This is a genomic window from Actinoplanes nipponensis (assembly GCF_016862275.1).
In the GTDB taxonomy this organism is placed as follows: Bacteria; Actinomycetota; Actinomycetes; order Mycobacteriales; family Micromonosporaceae; genus Actinoplanes; species Actinoplanes nipponensis.
Window position 1 is genome coordinate 65,070 of sequence record NZ_BOMQ01000035.1, and the last position, 19,876, is coordinate 84,945.

The following is a 19,876-nucleotide window of genomic DNA, read 5'->3' on the forward strand; positions in this document are numbered from 1 at the left end:
GTCACGACGGGTGGGCGACGGCTCAGTTGATCTCGGCGATGACCTCGACCTCGACCGGGGCGCCCAGGGGCAGCTCCGACACGCCGACCGCGCTGCGCGCGTGCCGGCCGAGCTCGCCCAGCACGTCGCCGAAGAGATTCGAGGCCCCGTTGACCACGGCGGGCTGGCCGGTGAAGCCCTCCGCCGAGGCCACGAAGCCGGTCAGCTTGACGATCTTGACGAGCCGGCCCAGGCCGACCAGCGCGTCGATCGCGGCGAGGGCGTTCAGCGCGCAGTAGCGGGCCAGCTCGGTGCCCTGCTCCACCGTCACCTCGGCGCCCACCTTGCCCACGTACGGCAGCTTGCCGTCGACCATCGGCAACTGGCCGGAGACGTAGACGTAGTTGCCCGACTGCACGGCCGGCACGTACGAGGCCAGCGGCGGCACGACCGAGGGCAGCGTCAGGCCCAGCTCCGCGAGCCGCGCGTACGCGTCCGCGCCACCCTCCCCGCTCACCGGCGTGGTCACGACTTGGCCCGCTTCATGTACGCGACCAGCTGCTCGGCGTTCGGGCCGGGCACGACCTGCACCAGCTCCCAGCCGTCCTCACCCCAGTTGTCGAGGATCTGCTTGGTCGCGTGGACCAGCAGCGGCACGGTCACGTACTCCCACTTCTGCATTGCTCGTCCAGCTCCCTGTCACTCGCTCGGGGCCGCGGCGGGCTGTTGCCCGGCGACGGCGACAGCCTAGCCAGGCGGCCGGAGCTGCCTCGCGGCTGTCCGGATTTCGTTACGCTGAGCACCGGGGCCGGGCGTCCCGACTCCGCCGCCGAGGGGGCACGATGACGCAACCGCACCAGGGCGCGACGACGCGGGCCTCCTCGATCGCCGCCGCGGAGGCGCCGGAGTCGGACTTCATCGACGCGCCACCGCCGGCCGAGATCCCCGAGTGGCCGCCGGTCGGCGCCTATCCCGGCGAGCCGGGCCATCCGGCGCCCGCCGCGGAGCCCGACGCCGACGACACCGTCTCCTTCGCGGCCGTCCCGCCCGCCGGCTCCTCCGCCGCCGAGACCGAGGTGCTCGAGGGCGACGTGGTGTGGCATCAGCCGCCGCCGACCGGGCCGTTCCGCGCCCGGCACGAGAAGCCCGGCGAATGGCACACCGAGCCGCCGGAGCACCTGGCGCTGGAGCACTCGCCCCCGGCCGAGGTGCAGCCGGGCGTGCAGCAGGACCAGCCGACCGAGGCCATCCCGCTGAGCATGCTGCCGCACCCGTGGGAGGTGCCGTTCGATCCGCACGGCACCGAGACCGAGGTGCTCGGGCCGCCGGTGCGGCACAAGCGGCCGTACTGGGTGGTGGCCGGCCTGGTCCTGACGCTGCTGGTCTTCGGCGGCGGCGCGGTCTCGGCCTTCCTGCTGCTGCGCAACGCCGAGAGCGGCAAGGGCGCGCCCGACCCGGCCACGGCGGTCAACCGGTTCATGACCGCGGTCTACACCCAGCAGGACCCGCGGACGGCCGCGGAGGTCGTCTGCCGGGAGGCCCGCGACGAGGACAAGCTCCGGGCCCGGGTCGACCAGGTCAAGGGGTACGCGAACGAGTACGACGCGCCCGCCTTCCGCTGGAACGACCCCGCCGTCTCGGGTCAGACCGGCGAGCGGGCCACCGTCGGCGTGCAGCTGACCATGACCACCGACGACGAGAAGATGGCCCAGCAGCAGCTGACCTTCACCGTGATCCGCAAGACCGGCTGGCTCGTCTGCGACGTGAACGGCTAAAGGGACGCCGTACCCTCGGATTGTGGCTAGCAACGAGTGGCCGGCGCGCCTGCACGTGGTGACCGGCAAGGGCGGTACGGGCAAGACCACTGTGGCGGCGGCGCTGGCCCTCGCGCTGGCGGCCGGCGGGCATCGCACGCTGCTCGTCGAGGTGGAGGGGCGGCAGGGCATCGCCCAGCTGTTCGGCACCGAGCCGCTGCCGTACGCGGAGCTGCGCGTGGCCACCCCGGTCAAGGGTGACGGCGAGGTCCGGGCCCTGGCCGTGGACCCGGAAGAGGCGCTGCTGGAGTACCTCGAGATGTTCTACCGGCTGGGCGCCGCGGGCCGGGCCCTGCGCAAGATCGGGGCCATCGACTTCGCCACCACCATCGCCCCCGGCCTGCGCGACGTCCTGCTCACCGGCAAGGTCAAGGAGGCCACGACCCGCTCGGCGGACGGCCGCCGGGCCTACGACGCCGTGGTGCTGGACGCGCCGCCGACCGGCCGGATCGGACGGTTCCTCAACGTCACGGCCGAGACCGCCAAGCTGGCCAAGATGGGCCCGATCAAGTCGCAGAGCGACGGCGTGGCGTCGCTGCTGCGCTCGCCGATGACCTGCGTGCACGTGGTCACGCTGCTGGAGGAGATGCCGGTCCAGGAGAGCCTGGACGCGATCGCCGAGCTGTCCGCGCTGCACATCCCGGTCGGCCGGATCATCATCAACGGCGGCCGCCCGCCGCTGCTGGCCACCGGCAAGGTCACCAAGACCGAGCTCAAGCGCGGCCTGGCCGCCGCCGGCCTGCCCACCGACCCGGCAACCGTGAACGGGCTGCACGCCGAGGCCCGGGCGCACCTGACCCGCCGCGAGCTGGAGGAGTCGCTGCGCGCCGAGCTGGCCGAGCTGGGCCGCCCGCTGCTGGAGCTGCCGCTGCTGCCCGGCGGGGTCGACCTCGACGGGCTGCACGAGCTCGCCGCCCTGCTGCTGGCGGGCTGATCCGCCGGGCTCGGCGACCCGCCGCGGTGTCTGACCCGCCACACACCGCAGCGCTGCACGCCACGCCGGGGGCTACGAGTCAGTACGCTCGGAACGTGGCCGCTGATCAGACCGCCCCTCGCCTGGACGTCGACGCTCTGCTGGCCGATCCGGCCACGAAAATCGTGGTCTGCTGCGGCGCCGGCGGCGTCGGCAAGACCACCACCGCCGCCGCCCTGGGCCTGCGCGCGGCCGAGCAGCACGGCCGGCGCACGGTGGTGCTGACCATCGACCCGGCCCGCCGGCTCGCCCAGTCGATGGGCCTGACCGAGCTGGACAACACGCCGCGCCAGGTCAAGGGCATCGACACCGAGGCCACCGGCGGCGAGCTGCACGCCATGATGCTCGACATGAAGCGCACCTTCGACGAGGTGGTGCAGGCGCACACCTCGCCGCAGCGCGCCGCGGAGATCTTCGCCAACCCGTTCTACCAGGCGATGAGCTCCACGTTCTCCGGCACGCAGGAGTACATGGCGATGGAGAAGCTGGGCCAGCTGCGGGCCGGCGAGGAGTGGGACCTGATCGTGGTGGACACGCCGCCGTCGCGGTCGGCCCTGGACTTCCTGGACGCGCCGGCCCGGCTCTCCCGCTTCCTGGACGGCCGGATGCTGCGCCTGCTGATGGCCCCGGCCCGCGGCGGGCGCAGCATGTTCAGCCTGGTCACGGCCTCCTTCGGGATCTTCTCCCGGGCGGTGCAGAAGATCCTCGGCGCGCAGCTGCTGACCGACCTGTCGGGCTTCGTGGCCGCGCTGGACTCGATGTTCGGCGGCTTCCGGCAGCGCGCCGACGAGACGTACCGGATCCTGCAGGACCCGCAGACGGCGTTCCTGCTGGTCGCGGCCCCGGAGCGGGACGCGGTCCGGGAGGCCGCGTATTTCGCCGAGCGGCTGGTGGCCGAGCGGATGCCGCTGGCCGGCCTGGTGCTCAACCGCACCCACCGGAGCGCGCTGACCACGCTGAGCGCCGCCGAGGCCGAGGCCGCGGCGGAGCGGCTGGAGGCGCTCGGCGATCAGCAGACCACCGCGGAGGCGCTGCGCGTGCACGCGTCCCTGCTGCGGTTGATCGACCGGGAGGTAGCGGTGGCGGCCACCTTCACCGACGCCTTCCCGCACGTCCCGGCGGTGGCGGTGGCAGCGCAGCCCGCCGACGTGCACGACGTCGACGGGCTGCGGACGATCGGTGCTGCCCTGGCCTGAGGCCAGGGCAGCCGGAAATCAGCGGGTGGAGACGAGCACCTTGTCGGCGCCCTTCTCCCGCAGCGCGGCTTCGAACATCTTCCGCCAGCTCGCCACGTGCGGGTGCCGGCGCAGCAGTGCGCGCCGCTCCCGCTCGGTCATGCCTCCCCAGACGCCGAACTCGATCCGGTTGTCCAGAGCGTCGGCCAGGCATTCGTAGCGGACCGGGCAGCTGCGGCAGATCCTCTTCGCCACGTTCTGCTCGGCGCCCTGCACGAACAGCGCGTCAGGGTCGCCACTCTGACATGCCGCCATGCTGGGCCAGTCGCTGATCATCCCCATCTGTTCACGTCCCCCCTTGCTTCCCCTGACGCCGGCGGACCCATGTCCCCTCAAGTCACACAGGCGTCGTGCGATAGCTCGCCGGATCATCATGCTCTGTAGTCGGGCGATTACGCAACGTTGTCCCTCAAAAACGTATACCTCGGTAGTTCCGGGCATCCCGGGCTGACCGGACAGTGAGAAGTTTCAAGAAAGTCGGGGAAAAGGCCGCGCTGGGCGGGCCGACCTGGCAGAGTCATTCTGGGCGAACCGTGACCTTCTCGACACGCAGTCACGGGTATCTTTCGCGTACCCTGCTCAGGTGACCTCCTGGATGCGCAGACGTGATCACAACATCTTCGCCAACGCGACCTCGCTGCTCATCTGCGGCCTGCTCGCCGGCGTAGTGGTGGCCGCCGCGGCGTTCCCCGCCGTGGCGATGTCCGGGCTCGCGGCCAAGGCCGGCGGCGAGACGTTCGCCAGCCTCCCCAGTGAGCTCAAGCAGGCGAGCGCGCCGCAGATCAGCCGGATCTTCGCGTCCGACAACAAGACGCAGATCTCGGTGTTCTACGACGAGTTCCGCAGCGAGGTGCCGCTCAAGGACATCTCGATCAACATGCAGAACGCGATCATCGCCGCCGAGGACCACGAGTTCTACAAGCACAACGGCGTGGACCTGAAGGGTGTCGCCCGGGCGTTCGTCAACAACAAGAGCGGCAAGTCCCAGCAGGGCGCCTCGACGCTGACGATGCAGTTCGTCCGCATGTCGCTGGCGTACTCGGCGACCAGCCCGCAGGAGGTCGTCGACGCCACCAAGGACACCCCCAAGCGCAAGATCAACGAAATGAAGTACGCGCTGCAGATCGAGAAGGATCTGACCAAGCAGAAGATCCTCGAGGGCTACCTCAACAAGGCCCCCTTCGGCAACGGCTCGTACGGCATCTACGCCGCCAGCCAGGTGTACTTCAGCAAGAAGCCCAAGGACCTCACGATCGCCGAGTCCGCCCTGCTGGCCAGCATGGTGAAGGCGCCGACCGCGTTCAACCCGACCACCGCCAGCGGCTACCCGCAGGCCCTGGACCGCCGCAACTACGTGATCAGCGACATGCTGGAGCTCGGCTTCATCACCCCGGCGGACGCCAAGAAGGCCACCTCGACGAAGATCAGCCGCACGGTGAAGCGCCCCGGCAACGGCTGCGTCTCGGTGGCCAAGAACCACTGGGGCTTCTTCTGCGACTACTTCTACCGCTGGTGGCTGAGCCAGGACGCCTTCGGCGCGACCACGTACGACCGGGAGCGGCGCCTGAAGAGCGGCGGCTACCGCATCCGGACGTCGATGGACATCAAGGCCCAGCAGGCCGCCCGCGACAACATCGGCAAGCACATCTCGCAGAACAACAAGAACGCGCTGCTGCTCGCCGGCATCCAGCCCGGCACCGGCAAGGTCCGCACGCTCGCGGCGAACCGCAAGTTCAAGCTGGACGACCCGGCGAACCCGCAGAACAAGATCTCCTCGGACCCCGGCAAGGCCCGCAAGAAGATCCGCGGCACCTACCCGAACACCACCAACCCGCTGCTCAGCGGCGGCGGCGACATCACCGGCTACCAGGCCGGCTCGGTGTTCAAGATGTTCACCATGGTGGCGGCGCTGGAGAACGGCTACCCGCTGGCCTACTCGATCAACGCCCCGGCCAAGTACATCTCCAAGTACCGCATCGCGCCCGGCCGGTCGACCTGCAACGGCATCTACTACTGCCCGAGCAACTCCGGCGGCAAGGCCGGCGGCGTCACGAACATGTGGACCGGCTTCAGCCGCTCGATCAACACGTTCTTCGTGCCGCTGCAGGAACGCGTCGGCGCCGAGAAGGTCGTCGACGTGGCCAAGCGCTTCGGCGTCAAGTTCCGCACCAAGACGGACATCGACCTGGCGTCCAGCAAGGACGCCGCGCACCAGTGGGGCGCCTTCACGCTGGGCGTCTCGTCCTCGACCCCGCTGGAGATGGCCAACGCGTACGCGACCCTGGCCGGCGACGGGATGTACTGCGAGCCCACCCCGGTGGAGCAGATCGTCTCGCAGAACAACGAGAAGATCGACATCGGCAAGCCGCACTGCACCCGGGCCACCTCCCCCGACGTGGCCCGCGCCGCGCTGGACGCGGCCCGCTGCCCGGTGGGCGACAACGCGCAGCTCGGCAGCTGTGGCGGCAGCCGTACGGCGGGCCGGGCCCGCGGGATCATCGGCCACCCGATCTACGGCAAGTCCGGCACCACCGACAACGACAAGACCGCCGCGCTGATCATCGGCAGCAGCTCGCTGACGATCGCCGGCTACCTGGTCAACCCGGACTACCAGAACCACAAGGACCGGATGTCGCACGACATCGTGAACCCCGCGGTGTGGGACACCATGGACGACGTCCTGCGCGGCACGCCCAAGATCCAGTTCAAGCGACCGGGCAGCCGCAAGATCGCCGAGGGCGAGCAACGCTCGATCCCGAACGTGGAGTGCGCGACGATCGCCGGGGCCATCGCCCGGGTGGAGAGCGCCGGCTTCAGCGCCTCGGTGGGCCAGGAGGTCGAGTCCGACTGCCCCAAGGGCACCGCCGCCGGCACCAACCCCGGCGACCGGACCATCAAGAACGGCTTCGTGAGCATCGAGGTCAGCAAGGGCAAGGCCGCCGACGAACCGGCCGTGCCCGGCCAGCCGAAGCCTCCGAAACCGAAGAAACCACGGCGCTGAGCGCACGGCGGGCGGGTCACCTCTCCGGTGGCCCGCCCGCCGCATCTCAGCCGTGCCGCCGGCGACACGTCCCGCCGGCTGTCCCGGTCAGCTGAGCTGCTTGCGTACCGCTGCCGCCACCCGGCCGCCCTCGGCCCGGCCGGCCACCGCCGCCTGGGCCGCCTTCATGGCCGGCCCCATCTGCGCCTTGCCGGTGAAGCCGCCCGCCCGCAACGCCCCCGCCACCAGCTCGGCGATCTCGTCGTCGCTGAGCTGCGCCGGCAGATAGCGGTCCAGGATCTCGCCCTCGGCGTTCTCCTTCGCGGCCTGCTCGGCGCGGCCGGCCCCGGCGAACGCGGTCGCCGCCTCCCGGCGCTTCTTCGCCTCCTTGGTCAGCACGGCGAGCACCTCGTCGTCGCTGAGCACCTTGGCGGCGTCCCCGGCGGTCTCGGCATTGCGCACGGCGGTCAACGCCATCCGGAGCGTCGAGGTGGTCAACTCGTCCCGGCTCTTCATGGCGGCGTGCAGGTCATCGTTCAGGCGGTCTTTCAGCGTTCCCATGGACGGTCAAACTACTCTGGGCCTCATGCGCCGACCCCTCATTTCCCTGGCCGCCGGTCTCACCGCCGCCGGAGGTGCCGCCCTGGCCTACGCCTCGCTGATCGAACGCAACCTGTTCACGCTGCGCCGCGTCGACGTGCCGATGCTCGAGCCGGACGCCGAGCCCCTGCGCATCCTGCACCTCTCGGACCTGCACATGATGCCGGACCAGCGCCGCAAGCAGGCCTGGGTGGCCGCGCTCATCGGCACCGACCCGGACCTGGTGGTGGTCACCGGCGACAACATGGCCGCCCCGGACGCGATCCCCGGCGTGCTGCGCGCCCTGGACCCGCTGCTGCACCTGCCCGGCGCGTTCGTCTTCGGCTCCAACGACTACCGCGGCCCGATCTGGAAGAACCCGCTGGAATACCTGCTGCCCGAACGCGAGTACCAGCAGGGCGTGGACCTGCCGGCGGAAGACCTGCGCGCGGCGTACGTCGACGCGGGCTGGGCGGACCTGAACAACGCCCGCACGGTCCTCAAGGCCGGCGGCCGCTCGGTGGAACTGGCCGGCGTCGACGACCCACACGTGGAACGCGACGACTACCCGTCGGTGGCCGGCCCGGCATCGGCCGGCGCCGACCTGCACATCGGCGTGACCCACACCCCGGCCTCCTGGGTCCTGGACGCGATGGCGGCGGACGGCTTCGGCCTGCTGCTGGCCGGCCACACCCACGGCGGCCAGGTCTGCGTGCCCGGCTACGGCGCCCTGACCACCAACTGCGACCTCCCCCGCGCGATGGCCAAGGGCCTGCACCGCTGGCCGGGCTCGGAAGCCTGGCTGCACGTATCGGCCGGCCTGGGCACCCACCCCACCGCCCCGATCCGCTTCGCCTGCCCCCCGGAGGCCACGATCCTTACGCTGATCCCGCGCTGACCTGCGGTTTCACCGAGCGGGGATACCGATTTCGCGACGGCGGAAGCGTCGGCTAGTATTGCTGAGCACGCTCGGGGTGTGGCGCAGCTTGGTAGCGCGCTTCGTTCGGGACGAAGAGGCCGTCGGTTCAAATCCGGCCACCCCGACCCTTGAAACACCAGCTCAGGGCTGGTTCTCCACACGGAGAACCAGCCCTGATTGGTTTCCAGCCCCCGTCGGGGAGTGATCTGGGAGTGGATCTTGAAACTCACTCCCCGACTGACTTCCGGCGGGCCGTCAGAAGCCGATCAAGGATCGACGACCGGGGAGTGTGGCGCCATCCCAAGCCGCGCGTCCAAGGCTGCTTCCCACAGCATTGTCAGGTGGTCGAGGAACTGAGCGCGCATGGCCGGCGTGATGTGCGAGTAGCGCGCCTGGACCGAGCCGTCGAAGTGCCCCGTCCGGCCGTCCTGGAGCACGGCCGGGACTCCGAGTTCCTGCATCTGCGTCTTGTGGCTGTGCCGTAGGCCGTGCGGCGTCAGCCCTGCGGCGATCTGTCAAGCATCAGGCGGAACGCGAGTGTCAAGCATCAGCCGTGACGGGACAAGGCTTGCTGTCGCCGCACTGCCGATTGATCTTTTCTGGATCAACGCGCCGCGCGAGCGCGGCGCGGCCGGACGCGCTCGGCCATCTTGTGGCTGGTCGTGCGCTGAAGGTCAGGCTCCAGCAAGTCGGGCGGACGCCAGCGCGTTCAAGGAGACGCCCTGCTCTGCGGCGCGTACCGCGAGGCAGCGGTGGACCTCTTCGGGAACGCGGACCTGGAACTTTCCGGAGTAGCGCCTGTCGGCGATGGCGACGGGGGGCTCTTCGCCCAACGCCTGCATGTCGGCGACGATCTCCTCGGCCACGCGCTGAATGCCGATGAAGGCTTCCATGCGGTCCTCGGCCAGCCACGACACTGACGGCAGCTCGGCCACGGTGCCGACGTACTCGCCGTCTTCGGCTGACCAGTGGACTCGGTAGGTGTAGTGATCCGCCACGCTCACGATCGCTCCTCCAGCTTCTTGATCGCGGTCAGGACCTGCTTGACCTGGTAGGGCTTCGCCTTGCCACCCTTGTCCTGGATGTTGACCCGGGGGTCGCCGGGCCAGGGCATCTTGAAGACGTAGTGCGACGTGCCTTGCGATCTCGGTTCCCCGAAGTAATGCCTACAGACGAACAGCAGGTCGGCGAACCGGACGTTGTTAGGGTTTCGGCGCATCTCCGCGAGGATCTTCGCCAGCTTGTCCGTCACGCTTCCCTCACTCTTTAGTATCGCCCGCGATACTACTCATGGCAAGGAAGGTCGCTGGCCTTGGGAGTGATCTGGGAGTGGATCTTGAGATGTCGACCCTCGCAGGCTTGAGCATCCCGACAGAGATCAAGCCTCTGACCTGGGATCTCCGGCGATGATCGGGATGGCGGCGGTTCTTGATCCTAATTCGGGATCCGGCCACCCCGACCAGAGAAAGTGCAGGTCAGGCCCGGTCCTCCGTTCAGGGAGACCGGGCCTGACTGCTTCTCCGGGCCGTTCTGGAGAGTTCCTGGAGACGATCTTGCGTGAGGGTGTCAGGAGCGTTCGCAACGCCTCGACGGTGGCCTCCTCCGTCCGGCGGACACGACCTCCGGCGGCCAGCGCTCCACCCCCTGGGCACGGCCGACTCTGGGATGCCAGAACCGGTGATGGGGCCCGGCAGACGAAGTGTGGTTCGGTGTCTGGATTCCAGACCGCCATCAGATGGAGAGTCGATGCACCACGGCGGGCGCTGGACAACCTCCAGCGTTTAGCCAGCCCGATCCGCTCCCGGCTCGCCGGAGCAGCGCTCAGCTGGCTGAGGATCCATCCGGGCCGCTGCTATTGGTGTGCGACAGCGCCGTGAACCCCGACCATATTCGTCGATGGCCGCCCCCTGTGGGTTCACGGATGTCCGCATCTCGGGTCCGATGCTCCGGAGCAGACCTCGAAAGCGGGTGAGGATCTTCGACACGTCAACAGGGCGTTCCGCTTCAGGCAGCCCGCGCCATAGCCCGGCTCGACGGAGCGTCGAGCCGGGCGCAACCAGGTCGGCTATGCCACGAAGCGGGAACGGCGACGGCGTCCGATCACGTAACCGGCGCCGCCGAGGAGCAGGAGCGCACCGCCGACGCCGGCCACCATCCCGATGTCGGAGCCCGTCACGGGCAGCCCTCCACCCTCGCCGCCAGAGGTGTCCGTGCCCGCGGAGGAGGTGGGAACAGGAGCGGCGGTCGTCGTGGCGCTCGGCGTGGCGGTCGCCGTCGGTGTGGGCTGAGCCGCGCAGTCAAGCGCGCGTGCGGCGTACAGGCCCTCGTTCAGGTAAGCCAGGAGGTCCTCGATGGTCCCGCTGTCGAGCGCCTTCTGCGCAGCCGCCTTCACGTTGGCGCCGGCGTCGTCGTTCAGGGTGCGGAGGGCCGAGATCCGCAGGTCCGTCGTCCAGGCCGCCCGCACGCCCGTCTTGAGGAAGGCCCGCAGGTCATCCGCGGTGCCGTCCAGCCGATCCTGCACCGCGCCGGGCAGGACGGGCAACGACTCAGCGCGGGCCGCGGCCAGGATCTGGTTGGCCACGACCTGCATCTCCACCTCGGTGGCGGTGTCCAGGTCGATGGTGATCAGCTCGCGGATGTCCTTATAGAGCTTGCGCTCGACCGTTTGGCAGGACGCGTCGAGAACGGGCGTCTCGGCGTGGGCCGCCGCCGGTGCGGCGGGTGTCAGCAGGGCCAGCGCCAGCAGGACGCCGGCCGCAGTCTTTCGTCGCATGTGGATGTTTCTCCCCGTAGAAGGCCAGAGCCTGGGGATACTACCGTCGATGAATGGATGGGCAAGACAGGGACTTCGTCAATGCTCGCCAGGCCAGGCCAACCCGGCCGCTCAGCGTGCTTCCGGCTCCCAGAGCAGAAGCTGGCGGTGATGGCTGAAGCCGTTCCGCAGGTAGAACTCCACCGCCCGCCGCCCGGAGTGAACCGTCACGTGCAGCAACCCCCGCGTACGGGCCTCGGCCAGGATCGCGCCCATCAGCGCACTCCCGACGCCCCGGTTGCGGCACTCCGGGAAAACCATGACCGACTGGACGTCGCCGTACCACCGATCCATCGAGCTGTTCCCGGGCACCCGTTCCGCGATGAGCAGCCAGGCCGCGCCGACCACCCGCCCGTCGATCTCGGCGACGAACGGCACATGTGTCTCCGCGTGGGCGGCCACCCAGTCCGCGAACGCCTCGAGCTCGTCCCCGTCGATGCCGCGCAGTTCCGCCAGCACCGCCACATCGGCCACGCCGGCCTTCCGCACCATCACCCGGAGCAGCTTAGGCGGGTCACGGCGCCGCGTCCGTACCGCCGTTCTGTCGCACCCCCGTGCCATCCTCACTCCATGACCGGATCGGACCCGAAGGCGGACCTCGTCCGCTACCTCCAGATCGCCCGGGAAGCCCTGCTGTGGAAGCTGGACGGCCTCTCCGAGTACGACGTCCGCCGCCCCCTCGTGCCCACCGGCACCAACCTCCTCGGCCTGGTCAAACACGTGGCCGGCGTCGAGTCCGGCTATTTCGGGGCGACGTTCGGCCGGCCCTTTCCCGAACCGCTGCCGTGGATGGCCCAGGACGCCGAGCCCAACGCCGACATGTGGGCCACCGCGGCGGAGTCGCGCGAGGGCATCGTGGCTCTCTACCGCCGGGTCTGGGCCCATTCCGACGCCACCATCGAGGCTCTGGCCCTGGACGCCGCCGGGCGCGTCCCGTGGTGGCAGCCCGACCGCAACGAGGTCACCCTGCACCGCATCCTGGTCCACGTGATCGCCGAGACCGATCGGCACGCCGGCCACGCCGACATCGTCCGCGAGCTGATCGACGGGGCGGCGGGGGTCCGGCCGGTCAACGACAACCTGCCCGACTTCGACGAGACGGCCTGGCGCGGCTACCGGGAGCGGCTCGAGCGCACGGCGCGCGAGGCAGCCGGCGGGTAGCCCCGGCCAACGCGAACACCAACGCCGACCAGCAGTGAGGACCAGCGGTGAGGACCAGCGGTGAGGATCAGCGTGAGACCCGGGCTGACAGCCACAGCCGACTCAGCCCGGCATCCGCCAGACGTGCGCCCGGCCGTTGCCGTCCGCGCAGGCCAGATGCCGGCCCGCCGCCACACACCGCTCCAACGACATCCCGTCCAGCGAGCCCACCGTCCGTACCCGGTCCCCCGCCTCGACCGCCTGCACCCAGATCCGCCCGGCCCGTGCGCTGTCCCGGCGCAGCACCAGCGGACCCACCTGCTCGCTGTGGCCCAGCACCGACCGCACCCGACCGGTCGCCGGGTCCAGCAGCGCCCGCTGCGCGGTGTGCCGGGCGTCCGTCACCACCAGGCGGGGCGGCCCGGGTATCCGCAGCGCCCGCGAGTCCAGGCCCAGCCGCCAGTGTTCGCTGGTCCAGCGCGCCTCGCCGGTTGCGGCGTCCAGGGCGGTCATGCCGGTCGCCGTCGACACGCACAGGTACGCGCCGCAACCGGTGGGCCAGCCGAAGGAGCGCGTGGTGCTGCGCCACAGCTGCCGAAGGTCGGTGAGCCGGAACGCGGTGATCGACGCCGCGCCGCCCTCCCGCCGCGTCAGGTACAGGCGGTTGCCGAAAGTCACGAAGCGCGCGGCGTCGCCGTCGCCCACGTACCGGCCGGCGTCCGGCACGACGCCGAGGTTCGCGGTGGCCCGCACCGCCCCGTCCGCGAAGTCCAGGACGGCGCCGCGGCCCTGCCGATCCACGGTGACGATCCGGCTCGCACGCCCGTCGGCACGGCCGGACTCCGCGCGGGAGTCGCCGGGGCCGGGGTCGCCGGCCGCCACGTAGCCGGCGGCGTCCAGCTCGCGGGACCACAGCGGCTCCCCGGTCCGCAGCGCCACCCGTTGCAGGACGACGTGATCCCGGCCCGCGACGGCCAGGGTCAGCAGGACGCTGTCCTCGGTCACCGTGAGCACGGTCGTGGCGCCCGTGGTCCGGCGCCAGAGGACGGCGCCCGTGTCGCTGTCGAGAACCGACGCCTGGGCGCTCTCCGGGGACATGACGATCAGGACGCGCGGCTCGTACAGGTCGACGGTGCCCACGGACTGGGGCAGTTCGGTGGACCATCGGACCGACTCATCGGCCAGCGAGAGCCGGCGGACCCGGGCCCGGCCCTCGACGTAGCTGGACGTGAACAGCGCCGACGGGGAGAGCGCGAAGGCGCCGGTGAGTTCGTCGGTGACCAGGACCGCGCGGAGCGGGAGCGGGGCGACCACCGCCGACCCGCCCAGGGCGAGCACGGCCAGCAGGGCGGTGAGGACGGCCACCGGCCGCAGGTCGGTGGCGCGGGGGGACCGGGAGGTCTCGGGTACGGCCGAGGCGTCCCCGAGGTCGATGACCACGCGTCGAGCATGGCACCACCGCGGCACCGGGGACAGGGCGTGCGCACCGCTCCGGGGCGGCAGAATCAGCGGCCATGACCGACGAACAGATCTGCGAGGTGGTCGTCACCGCGGCCGACAGCGAGTGGCTGGCCGGCTTCACCCGGCGCCTGGTCGAGGACCGGTTGGCGGCCTGCGGGCACCAGACGGCGGCGATCCGCTCCATCTACCGCTGGGAGGGTGCGGTGCACGACGACCCGGAGGCCCGCGTCGCGTTGCACACGCGGGCCTCGCTGGTCGGCCGGATCGTCGCGCGGGCCGATGCCGAGCACCCGTACGACGTGCCGTGCGTGCTCGCCCTGCCGGTGACCGGCGGCAACCCCGCCTACCTGGACTGGGTGCTGGCTATGACAGATCAGCCCGGGTGAGCAGCGCCCGCAGCTTGATGCCGTCCCGGGCCAGCGCCTCGGCGCCGCCCTCCTGACGATCGATCACGCACAGCGCGTGGTCGACGTGCGCGCCCAGCCTGCGCAGCTCGCCGGTCGAGATCACCACCTGGCCTCCCGAGGTGACGACGTCCTCGACCACCAGCACCCGGCGGCCGGCCACCTCGGCCCCCTCGGCCAGCCGGGCCGTGCCGTACTGCTTGGCCTGCTTGCGGACGAACGCACAGGGCAGCTGGGCGTGCCGGCCCAGGGCGGTCACCACGGCGATGCCGCCCATCTCCAGGCCGGCCAGCACCTCGGTGCCCTCGGGGATCAGCACCGCCATCTGCTCGGCCAGCCGGTCCAGCAGGACCGGGTCGGCCTCGAACTGGTACTTGTCGAAGTACTCGGTCGCGGTGCGGCCGGAGCGGAGCACGAACTCGCCGGTCAGCCGGCTCACGTCGCGGACCTGCCGCGCAAGGTCAGAGTCAGTCACAAGCGAACAGCCTTTCAGGACGCTACCGGAAGGGCTCAGTTGGGGGCCCGGGCCTGCCGATCAGGAGAACGTGCAGACTGTCACTGGGCGGTGGTTCGGGGCCGGCCACAGCACCGCGCCTGATTCCGCCAAGGCCGGCGCCGAGGCTGTGGTGGCGGCGCTCGACGGGCGTACCCCGAAGGCGGTCTTCGTCTTCTGCTCCACCGGTCATGACCTGACCGCGCTGCTCGCCGCCGTGCGGGCCGAGGCGGGCCCGGACGCGGAGATCGTCGGCTGCACCACCCTGGGTGAGCTGTCGTCCGCCGGCGGCGCGGCGCTGGGCTCGGTCGCGGTCACCGCGCTGGGTGGTGACGGTTTCACGGTACGGACCCGGGCCGCCCAGGTCGGTGCGCACAGTCACCGGGAGGCCGGCGCCGACGTGGCCGCCGCGATGATCGGCATGGACCGGCCGCACACCGCGCTGATGCTGCTCTGCGACGGCCTGACCGGCGACCCGCACGAGATCGTCCGGGGCGCGTACTCGGTGCTGGGAGCGGCGGTGCCGCTGGTCGGCGGGTTCTCCGGTGACGATCACGGCTCGCGGCGCTCGTTCCAGTTCCACGACGACGCGGTGCTGTCCGGCGCGGTGGTGGGGGTCGCCCTCGGCTCCGACGCGCCGCTCGGGGTCGGCATCGCGCACGGCTGGCACCGGACCGAGCCGGCCATGGTGGCCACCCGCAGCGACGGCGGCCGGATCTTCGAGCTGGACGGCGAGCCCGCCCTCGACGTGCTGCTGCGCCGGCGGGGCGCGGCCACGGCCGCCGACCTCTTCGCGGGGGACGCCGCCCTGCTCGCGCTGGGGTTGTCCCGGCGCAGCGGCGAGGACATCCGGGTGCTGCACGGCGGCGACGAGGACGACCGGTCGATCTTCGCGTCGGCCCCGGTGCCGCAGGAGGCGGTCTGCTGGCTGATGGACAGCGAATACCAGGCGATGATCGGCGGCGCCGCGCAGTCCTGCGCCGAGGCGGTCGCCGGGCTCGGCGGGGCGGCGCCCCTGGGCGTCTTCACCTTCGACTGCGGCGGCCGGCGCGGGGTGCTCGGCCCGGACGGCACCCGCGAGGAGACCGCGGCCATCCGGGGCGTGGTGGGCGAGGTGCCGTTCGGCGGCTTCTACACGATGGGCGAGATCGCGCGGGTACGGGGCTCGTCCGGCGCCCACGCCCTGACGCTCGTGACGCTGGCCCTGGCCTGATCGTGGTCGCCTGGTCGATGCACCAGCTCACCGACTACTTCGCCGTCGTGACCGCGGCGGCCGACGAACCGGCGGCGATCGCGCTGGCCGTGGAGCGGGCCGCCGAGCTGGTCGATGCCGAGGTGGGCGCCGTGGTGCTGCACGAACAGGTGCACGGCGCGTGGGGCTTCGGCCCGGACGTGCCGGTCCAGGCGCTGCTGGCCATCGCGCCGGGGCCGGGCATGCTGGCCGTCCGCGGCCTGGGTGACCTGCACGCGGTGCCCAACGACCTCGGCGCGGGCCTCGGCGGCGCGCTGATCGTGGGCCGGCTGGACGAGCCGCTGGACGCCGAGGAGCGGCAGGTGCTGCGGGGCATGGCCCGGGTGCTGGGCCTGGCCCTGCGCAGCATCCGGGTGCTGGGCGCGGAGCGGACGGTACGGGCCGAGCGCGAACGCGAGGCCGCCGAGCGCCTGGTGCTGCTGGAGCAGGCGCGGACCCGGGGGATGCTGGTCGAGACGCTGCTGACCATCCAGCGGGAGATCTCCAACCGCAGGCCGCTGCCGGAGATCCTGGACGCCGTGACCAGCGGTACGGCGGCGCTGCTGGGCGGCGTACCGGTGGCGCTCGTCCTGGCCGAGACGGACCGTTCCCGCCGGCTCACCGTGGCCTCGGCCTCCGGCCCCGACGGCTCCGACGGCGCCGGCGGCGCCGACCCGGAGGGGCCGCACCTCGCGGCCCGGGAGGCGATGACCACCGGCACCGTCCTGATGCGCCCGGTCGACCCGGACCGGCCGGACCGGGGCACGGTCATCGCCGCGCCGTTCCGGGTGACCGGCGAGATGGCCGGCAGCCTGATCGCCCAGCTGCCGGGCGCCGCCGACCGGTACGCCGAGCAGCGCGACCAGCTCGCCGCCTTCGCGCAGCAGGTGAGTCTCGCGCTGACGGACGCCCGTACGGTCGAAGCGGTCCGCGAGGCGCACCATGACGCGGTGACCGGCCTGCCCAACCGCGGCCTGTTCCTGCAGATCTTCAACCGGGTGCTCGCGGCCCGCGCCGCCACGACCGGCCCGGCCAGCGTGCTCTTCATCGACCTGGACCGGTTCAAGGCGGTCAACGACAGCCTCGGCCACGAGGCCGGGGACCAGTTGCTGGCCGCGGTCGCCGGCCGGCTCCGCGGTTGTGTCCGGGCCGACGACACCACCGCCCGCCTCGGCGGCGACGAGTTCGCCGTGCTGATGAACAACTCGCCCGTCGAGACCGCCGTCGACGTCGCCGAGCGGGCCATCGCCGCGATCAAGGAGCCGTTCCGGATCTCGGGCCGGGACGTCTTCATCGGGGCGAGCATCGGGGTGGCGGTCAGCGGGGCGGCGGCCGCGGACTCCGACGTGCTGCTGCACCAGGCCGACGTGGCGATGTACCGGGCCAAGAAGGAAGGACCGGGCCGGGTCGTCGTCTACGAGCCGCACATGCACGCCGAGGCGCTGAACTACCTGAGCCTGCGCGGCGACCTGCGTCAGGCGTTGCAGGCCGGCGAGTTCCGGCTGCAGTACCAGCCGCTGGTGCGCCTGGACACCGGCGAGATCACCGGGGTGGAGGCGCTGATCCGCTGGGACAGCCCGGTCCGTGGCCCGGTACCGCCGGCGGACTTCATCCCGATCGCCGAGGAGTCGGGGCTGATCGTGGAGATCGGGCAGTGGGTGCTGGAGACCAGCGCCGCCCAGGCCGCGGCGTGGCGCCAGGTGCGTCCCGAGCTCACCCTCAACGTCAACGTCTCGGGTCATCAGCTGATGCACCCGCGGTTCGCCGCGGACGTGACCCGGGCGCTGGCCGTGGCCGGGCTGCCGTCGAGCGCGATGACGCTGGAGCTGACCGAGTCGGTGCTGATGAGCGACCCGCAGGCGGCGGTGGCGTCGCTGGCCGGCCTGCGCGAGCTGGGGGTGCGGTTGTCCATCGACGACTTCGGCACGGGGTACTCGTCGCTGGCGTACCTGCGGGAGCTGCCGGTCGACGAGCTGAAGATCGACCGGGCGTTCATCGCGCGGGCCGAGCTGACCGGCGAGGACCTGGCCCTGGTCCGCACGATCGTCGACCTGGGGCACATCCTCGGCCTGCGGGTGGTCGCCGAGGGGATCGAGAACGCCGCCCAGCTCGACGCGCTGCGCCGGCTCGGGTGCTGCTACGGCCAGGGCTACCACCTGTGCCGGCCCACGGATCCAGCCGATCTGGCCGGGTTGCTGCGCCGTGGATCCGCGGCGCGGGCGGCTTGAGATGCGGGGTCACCCGTACGCGTAGTTGATTTGCGGCCACGCATGAACGCTGTCCCGTTTGGGCTATTTTGCGGGCTATAGGCCATCAAAATCGCTGAAAGGCTTGTCGTGACACCCTTCGCGCTGCTCTTCCTGCTCGCCCTCGCCGGCTCCTCCTGCTTCGCCCTCGGCCGAGCCCTCGGCCGGGGCGAACGCTACGAGAAGGGCTACCGCGAGGGCTTCCGCGACGGTGAGACCGGATCCCTCGCCCGGGCCGCGCGGCTCATCCAGATCAACGAGCGCCGGCCGATCGCGCCCGCCCTCGAGTCGATGCTGGTGCCGAGCACCGTGCCCCAGCAGCTGCCGGCCCGGTCGGTGAGCCCGGCTGTCGTCGGGGTCCCGGCCCGTCCGCAGCTCGCGCTCTGAGACCGGCAAAGGCAGAGGGGGTACGGCCACAGCGACCGCACCCCCTCCCGCCCCGGAATGACGTTCAGCAGGACAGGTTGCCACCCGGGCTCACGCCGAGGATGCCCGTGAACCGGTTGTAGGCGTCGATGCGGCTCTGCACCTGGGCGGGGTTGCCGCCGTTGCACTCGAGCGAGCCGTTGATGCTGCGGATCGTCTCGCCGAAACCACGGCTGTTGACCATGGCGTCGTGCGGGGTCATCGTGCCCGGCCCGCGCTGCGTCATCCAGTACCACACGGCGGTCTGGTAGGCGACCGACGCCTCGTTCTTGACCCGGTCCGGGTTGTTCAGCAGGTCGATGCCGAGCGCGTCGCCGGCCGCCTTGTAGTTGAAGTTCCAGCTCAGCTGGATCGGGCCGCGACCGTGGTACGCGCTCTGCCCGGCCGGGCAGCCGTAGGACTGCGAACGGTCGCAGTACAGCGGCCAGTTCGCCTGGTTGATCTCCTCGACGTAGACCAGGCCGCCGGACTCGTGGTTGACGTTGGCCAGGAAGGCCGCGGCCTCCTGCTTGCGCACCGTGTCGCTGCCGGTGGTGGTGAACGCGGGGTACTTCTTGACCGCGTCGATCAGGCCCGCGTACGAGTAGAACGGGATGCGGTTCGGGAACATCTGGTTGAACTGGGCCTCGGTGACCGGGAAGCTCCCGGAGCCGGCGGGCGGCGGGGTGGTCGTGCCGCCGCCACCGGTGCAGGAGTACGGCTCCCAGAACCAGGTGCTGATCACCGGGTCGTAGCCGGGGTTCTCGTTCTTGGCCCGGTAGTAGCCGCCGTTGGTGTACCGCACGATCGAGCCGGCCGGGTAGAACTGGCCCGCCACCCAGTTGGGGTAGTTGCAGGTCGTGCCGCCGGGCGGGGGCGTGGTGCCGCCGCCGCAGGCGCCGTTGTCGGCCCAGACGCCCGAGCCGCCGGTGCTCGGCGCCTCGCCCTGGGTCCACCACTTGGCGGTCCAGTTGTGGCTGTTGTACGAGGCCCGCATGGTTCCGGTGTAGACCGTCGAGCTGTTGTAGGCGGCGACACAGGCCTCGGCCGCGTTCGATGCCGTCATGGGCAGCACAGCCGCGGCGGCGCCGGCCAGGGCCACGCTGAGGGTGGCCACGATCGATAGGAGCCGTTTTCTGGACATGGCTCACCTTCCGTGCGTCGGGGGACGCGCACTGGCGCGAGAAGAGCGGGGAGTTACATCG

At 71.3% G+C, this 19,876-nt stretch carries 21 protein-coding genes, 1 tRNA gene and 1 pseudogene; 11 read left to right on the plus strand and 12 right to left on the minus strand.

The genetic code is table 11. The features are described from left to right. Positions 1–22 precede the first annotated feature (22 nt). Both Ani05nite_RS14960 and sp36 read right to left on the minus strand, forming a co-directional pair. Positions 23–508: a RidA family protein gene (locus Ani05nite_RS14960; protein WP_203768808.1), complete on the minus strand. Its 486-nt coding sequence runs from the start codon at positions 506–508 to the stop codon at positions 23–25. Further along, positions 505–660 carry a Sp36 family protein gene (gene sp36, locus Ani05nite_RS14965; RefSeq protein WP_203768810.1) on the minus strand — a complete coding sequence of 52 codons (156 nt, stop codon included), beginning with the start codon at positions 658–660 and terminating at the stop codon, positions 505–507. The genes Ani05nite_RS14960 and sp36 overlap by 4 nt, the downstream gene beginning before the upstream one ends. A 161-nt stretch (positions 661–821) precedes the next feature. Here sp36 and Ani05nite_RS14970 point away from each other — a divergent pair, with 161 nt between their 5' ends. The 3 genes from Ani05nite_RS14970 (at position 822) to bagB (ending at position 3,962) form a co-directional block, all read left to right on the plus strand. Continuing rightward, entirely contained in the window at positions 822–1,754 is a 933-nt protein-coding gene (locus Ani05nite_RS14970; RefSeq protein WP_203768812.1) for an Rv0361 family membrane protein, read from the plus strand. Positions 1,755–1,776: 22 nt separating this feature from the next. Next, the gene (gene bagA / locus Ani05nite_RS14975) at positions 1,777–2,727 is read left to right on the plus strand and encodes an ATPase BagA (protein WP_203768814.1); all 951 of its coding nucleotides are present in this window, start codon (positions 1,777–1,779) and stop codon (positions 2,725–2,727) included. 95 nt (positions 2,728–2,822) lie between these two features. Beyond that, positions 2,823–3,962 carry an ArsA family ATPase gene (gene bagB / locus Ani05nite_RS14980; RefSeq protein WP_203768815.1) on the plus strand — a complete coding sequence of 380 codons (1,140 nt, stop codon included), beginning with the start codon at positions 2,823–2,825 and terminating at the stop codon, positions 3,960–3,962. 18 nt (positions 3,963–3,980) lie between these two features. On the opposite strand, the gene Ani05nite_RS14985 is transcribed toward bagB, so the two are convergent. Continuing rightward, positions 3,981–4,283: a WhiB family transcriptional regulator gene (locus Ani05nite_RS14985; protein WP_041832981.1), complete on the minus strand. Its 303-nt coding sequence runs from the start codon at positions 4,281–4,283 to the stop codon at positions 3,981–3,983. Between the two features lie 313 nt (positions 4,284–4,596). Here Ani05nite_RS14985 and Ani05nite_RS14990 point away from each other — a divergent pair, with 313 nt between their 5' ends. Beyond that, positions 4,597–7,002, plus strand: a complete 2,406-nt coding sequence (locus Ani05nite_RS14990) for a transglycosylase domain-containing protein (protein WP_203768816.1) — start codon at positions 4,597–4,599, stop codon at positions 7,000–7,002. Between the two features lie 87 nt (positions 7,003–7,089). On the opposite strand, the gene Ani05nite_RS14995 is transcribed toward Ani05nite_RS14990, so the two are convergent. Beyond that, entirely contained in the window at positions 7,090–7,542 is a 453-nt protein-coding gene (locus Ani05nite_RS14995; protein WP_203768817.1) for a GatB/YqeY domain-containing protein, read from the minus strand. 25 nt (positions 7,543–7,567) lie between these two features. On the opposite strand from Ani05nite_RS14995, the gene Ani05nite_RS15000 reads away from it, so the two are divergent. Both Ani05nite_RS15000 and Ani05nite_RS15005 read left to right on the plus strand, forming a co-directional pair. Further along, positions 7,568–8,458 carry a metallophosphoesterase gene (locus Ani05nite_RS15000; RefSeq protein ID WP_239129976.1) on the plus strand — a complete coding sequence of 297 codons (891 nt, stop codon included), beginning with the start codon at positions 7,568–7,570 and terminating at the stop codon, positions 8,456–8,458. 72 nt (positions 8,459–8,530) lie between these two features. After that, positions 8,531–8,604: transfer RNA gene (locus Ani05nite_RS15005), tRNA-Pro, on the plus strand. 101 nt (positions 8,605–8,705) lie between these two features. On the opposite strand, the pseudogene Ani05nite_RS15010 reads toward Ani05nite_RS15005, so the two are convergent. The 5 genes and pseudogenes from Ani05nite_RS15010 to Ani05nite_RS15030 form a co-directional block, all read right to left on the minus strand. Further along, positions 8,706–8,991: pseudogene (locus Ani05nite_RS15010) on the minus strand (LacI family transcriptional regulator); the annotation flags it as partial. A 162-nt stretch (positions 8,992–9,153) separates the two neighbouring features. Further along, positions 9,154–9,483: a type II toxin-antitoxin system HicB family antitoxin gene (locus Ani05nite_RS15015; RefSeq protein ID WP_239129978.1), complete on the minus strand. Its 330-nt coding sequence runs from the start codon at positions 9,481–9,483 to the stop codon at positions 9,154–9,156. Beyond that, positions 9,480–9,731, minus strand: coding sequence for a toxin HicA (locus Ani05nite_RS15020; RefSeq protein WP_239129982.1), 252 nt, complete (start codon positions 9,729–9,731; stop codon positions 9,480–9,482). The genes Ani05nite_RS15015 and Ani05nite_RS15020 overlap by 4 nt, the downstream gene beginning before the upstream one ends. A gap of 813 nt (positions 9,732–10,544) precedes the next feature. Next, on the minus strand, positions 10,545–11,252 hold the full coding sequence (locus Ani05nite_RS15025) for an ALF repeat-containing protein (protein ID WP_203768820.1): 708 nt from the start codon (positions 11,250–11,252) through the stop codon (positions 10,545–10,547). A gap of 111 nt (positions 11,253–11,363) precedes the next feature. After that, positions 11,364–11,783 carry a GNAT family N-acetyltransferase gene (locus Ani05nite_RS15030; RefSeq protein ID WP_203768855.1) on the minus strand — a complete coding sequence of 140 codons (420 nt, stop codon included), beginning with the start codon at positions 11,781–11,783 and terminating at the stop codon, positions 11,364–11,366. A 78-nt stretch (positions 11,784–11,861) separates the two neighbouring features. Between Ani05nite_RS15030 and Ani05nite_RS15035 the strand changes: the two genes are divergently transcribed. Further along, positions 11,862–12,452, plus strand: a complete 591-nt coding sequence (locus Ani05nite_RS15035; protein ID WP_203768822.1) for a DinB family protein — start codon at positions 11,862–11,864, stop codon at positions 12,450–12,452. Between the two features lie 102 nt (positions 12,453–12,554). Here the strand turns inward: Ani05nite_RS15035 and Ani05nite_RS15040 are convergent, their stop codons facing one another. Then, on the minus strand, positions 12,555–13,871 hold the full coding sequence (locus Ani05nite_RS15040) for an outer membrane protein assembly factor BamB family protein (protein WP_203768824.1): 1,317 nt from the start codon (positions 13,869–13,871) through the stop codon (positions 12,555–12,557). A gap of 74 nt (positions 13,872–13,945) precedes the next feature. On the opposite strand from Ani05nite_RS15040, the gene cutA reads away from it, so the two are divergent. Then, positions 13,946–14,278: a divalent-cation tolerance protein CutA gene (gene cutA / locus Ani05nite_RS15045; protein WP_203768826.1), complete on the plus strand. Its 333-nt coding sequence runs from the start codon at positions 13,946–13,948 to the stop codon at positions 14,276–14,278. Here cutA and pyrE read toward each other — a convergent pair. Beyond that, complete coding sequence (pyrE, locus tag Ani05nite_RS15050) at positions 14,256–14,771, minus strand: orotate phosphoribosyltransferase (protein WP_203768828.1); 516 nt, start codon at positions 14,769–14,771, stop codon at positions 14,256–14,258. The two genes, cutA and pyrE, sit on opposite strands and share 23 nt — an antisense overlap. Positions 14,772–14,841: 70 nt before the next feature. Between pyrE and Ani05nite_RS15055 the strand changes: the two genes are divergently transcribed. From Ani05nite_RS15055 to Ani05nite_RS15065, 3 genes are all read left to right on the plus strand, one after another. Beyond that, the gene (locus Ani05nite_RS15055) at positions 14,842–16,002 is read left to right on the plus strand and encodes an FIST signal transduction protein (RefSeq protein ID WP_203768830.1); all 1,161 of its coding nucleotides are present in this window, start codon (positions 14,842–14,844) and stop codon (positions 16,000–16,002) included. A 17-nt stretch (positions 16,003–16,019) separates the two neighbouring features. Continuing rightward, a complete protein-coding gene (locus Ani05nite_RS15060; protein ID WP_239129983.1) occupies positions 16,020–18,248 on the plus strand; it encodes a putative bifunctional diguanylate cyclase/phosphodiesterase in 2,229 nt (742 codons plus the stop codon). Positions 18,249–18,356: 108 nt separating this feature from the next. Beyond that, positions 18,357–18,653 carry a hypothetical protein gene (locus Ani05nite_RS15065; RefSeq protein ID WP_203768833.1) on the plus strand — a complete coding sequence of 99 codons (297 nt, stop codon included), beginning with the start codon at positions 18,357–18,359 and terminating at the stop codon, positions 18,651–18,653. A gap of 64 nt (positions 18,654–18,717) precedes the next feature. On the opposite strand, the gene Ani05nite_RS15070 is transcribed toward Ani05nite_RS15065, so the two are convergent. Then, the gene (locus Ani05nite_RS15070; RefSeq protein WP_203768834.1) at positions 18,718–19,815 is read right to left on the minus strand and encodes a glycoside hydrolase family 19 protein; all 1,098 of its coding nucleotides are present in this window, start codon (positions 19,813–19,815) and stop codon (positions 18,718–18,720) included. Positions 19,816–19,876 lie beyond the last annotated feature (61 nt).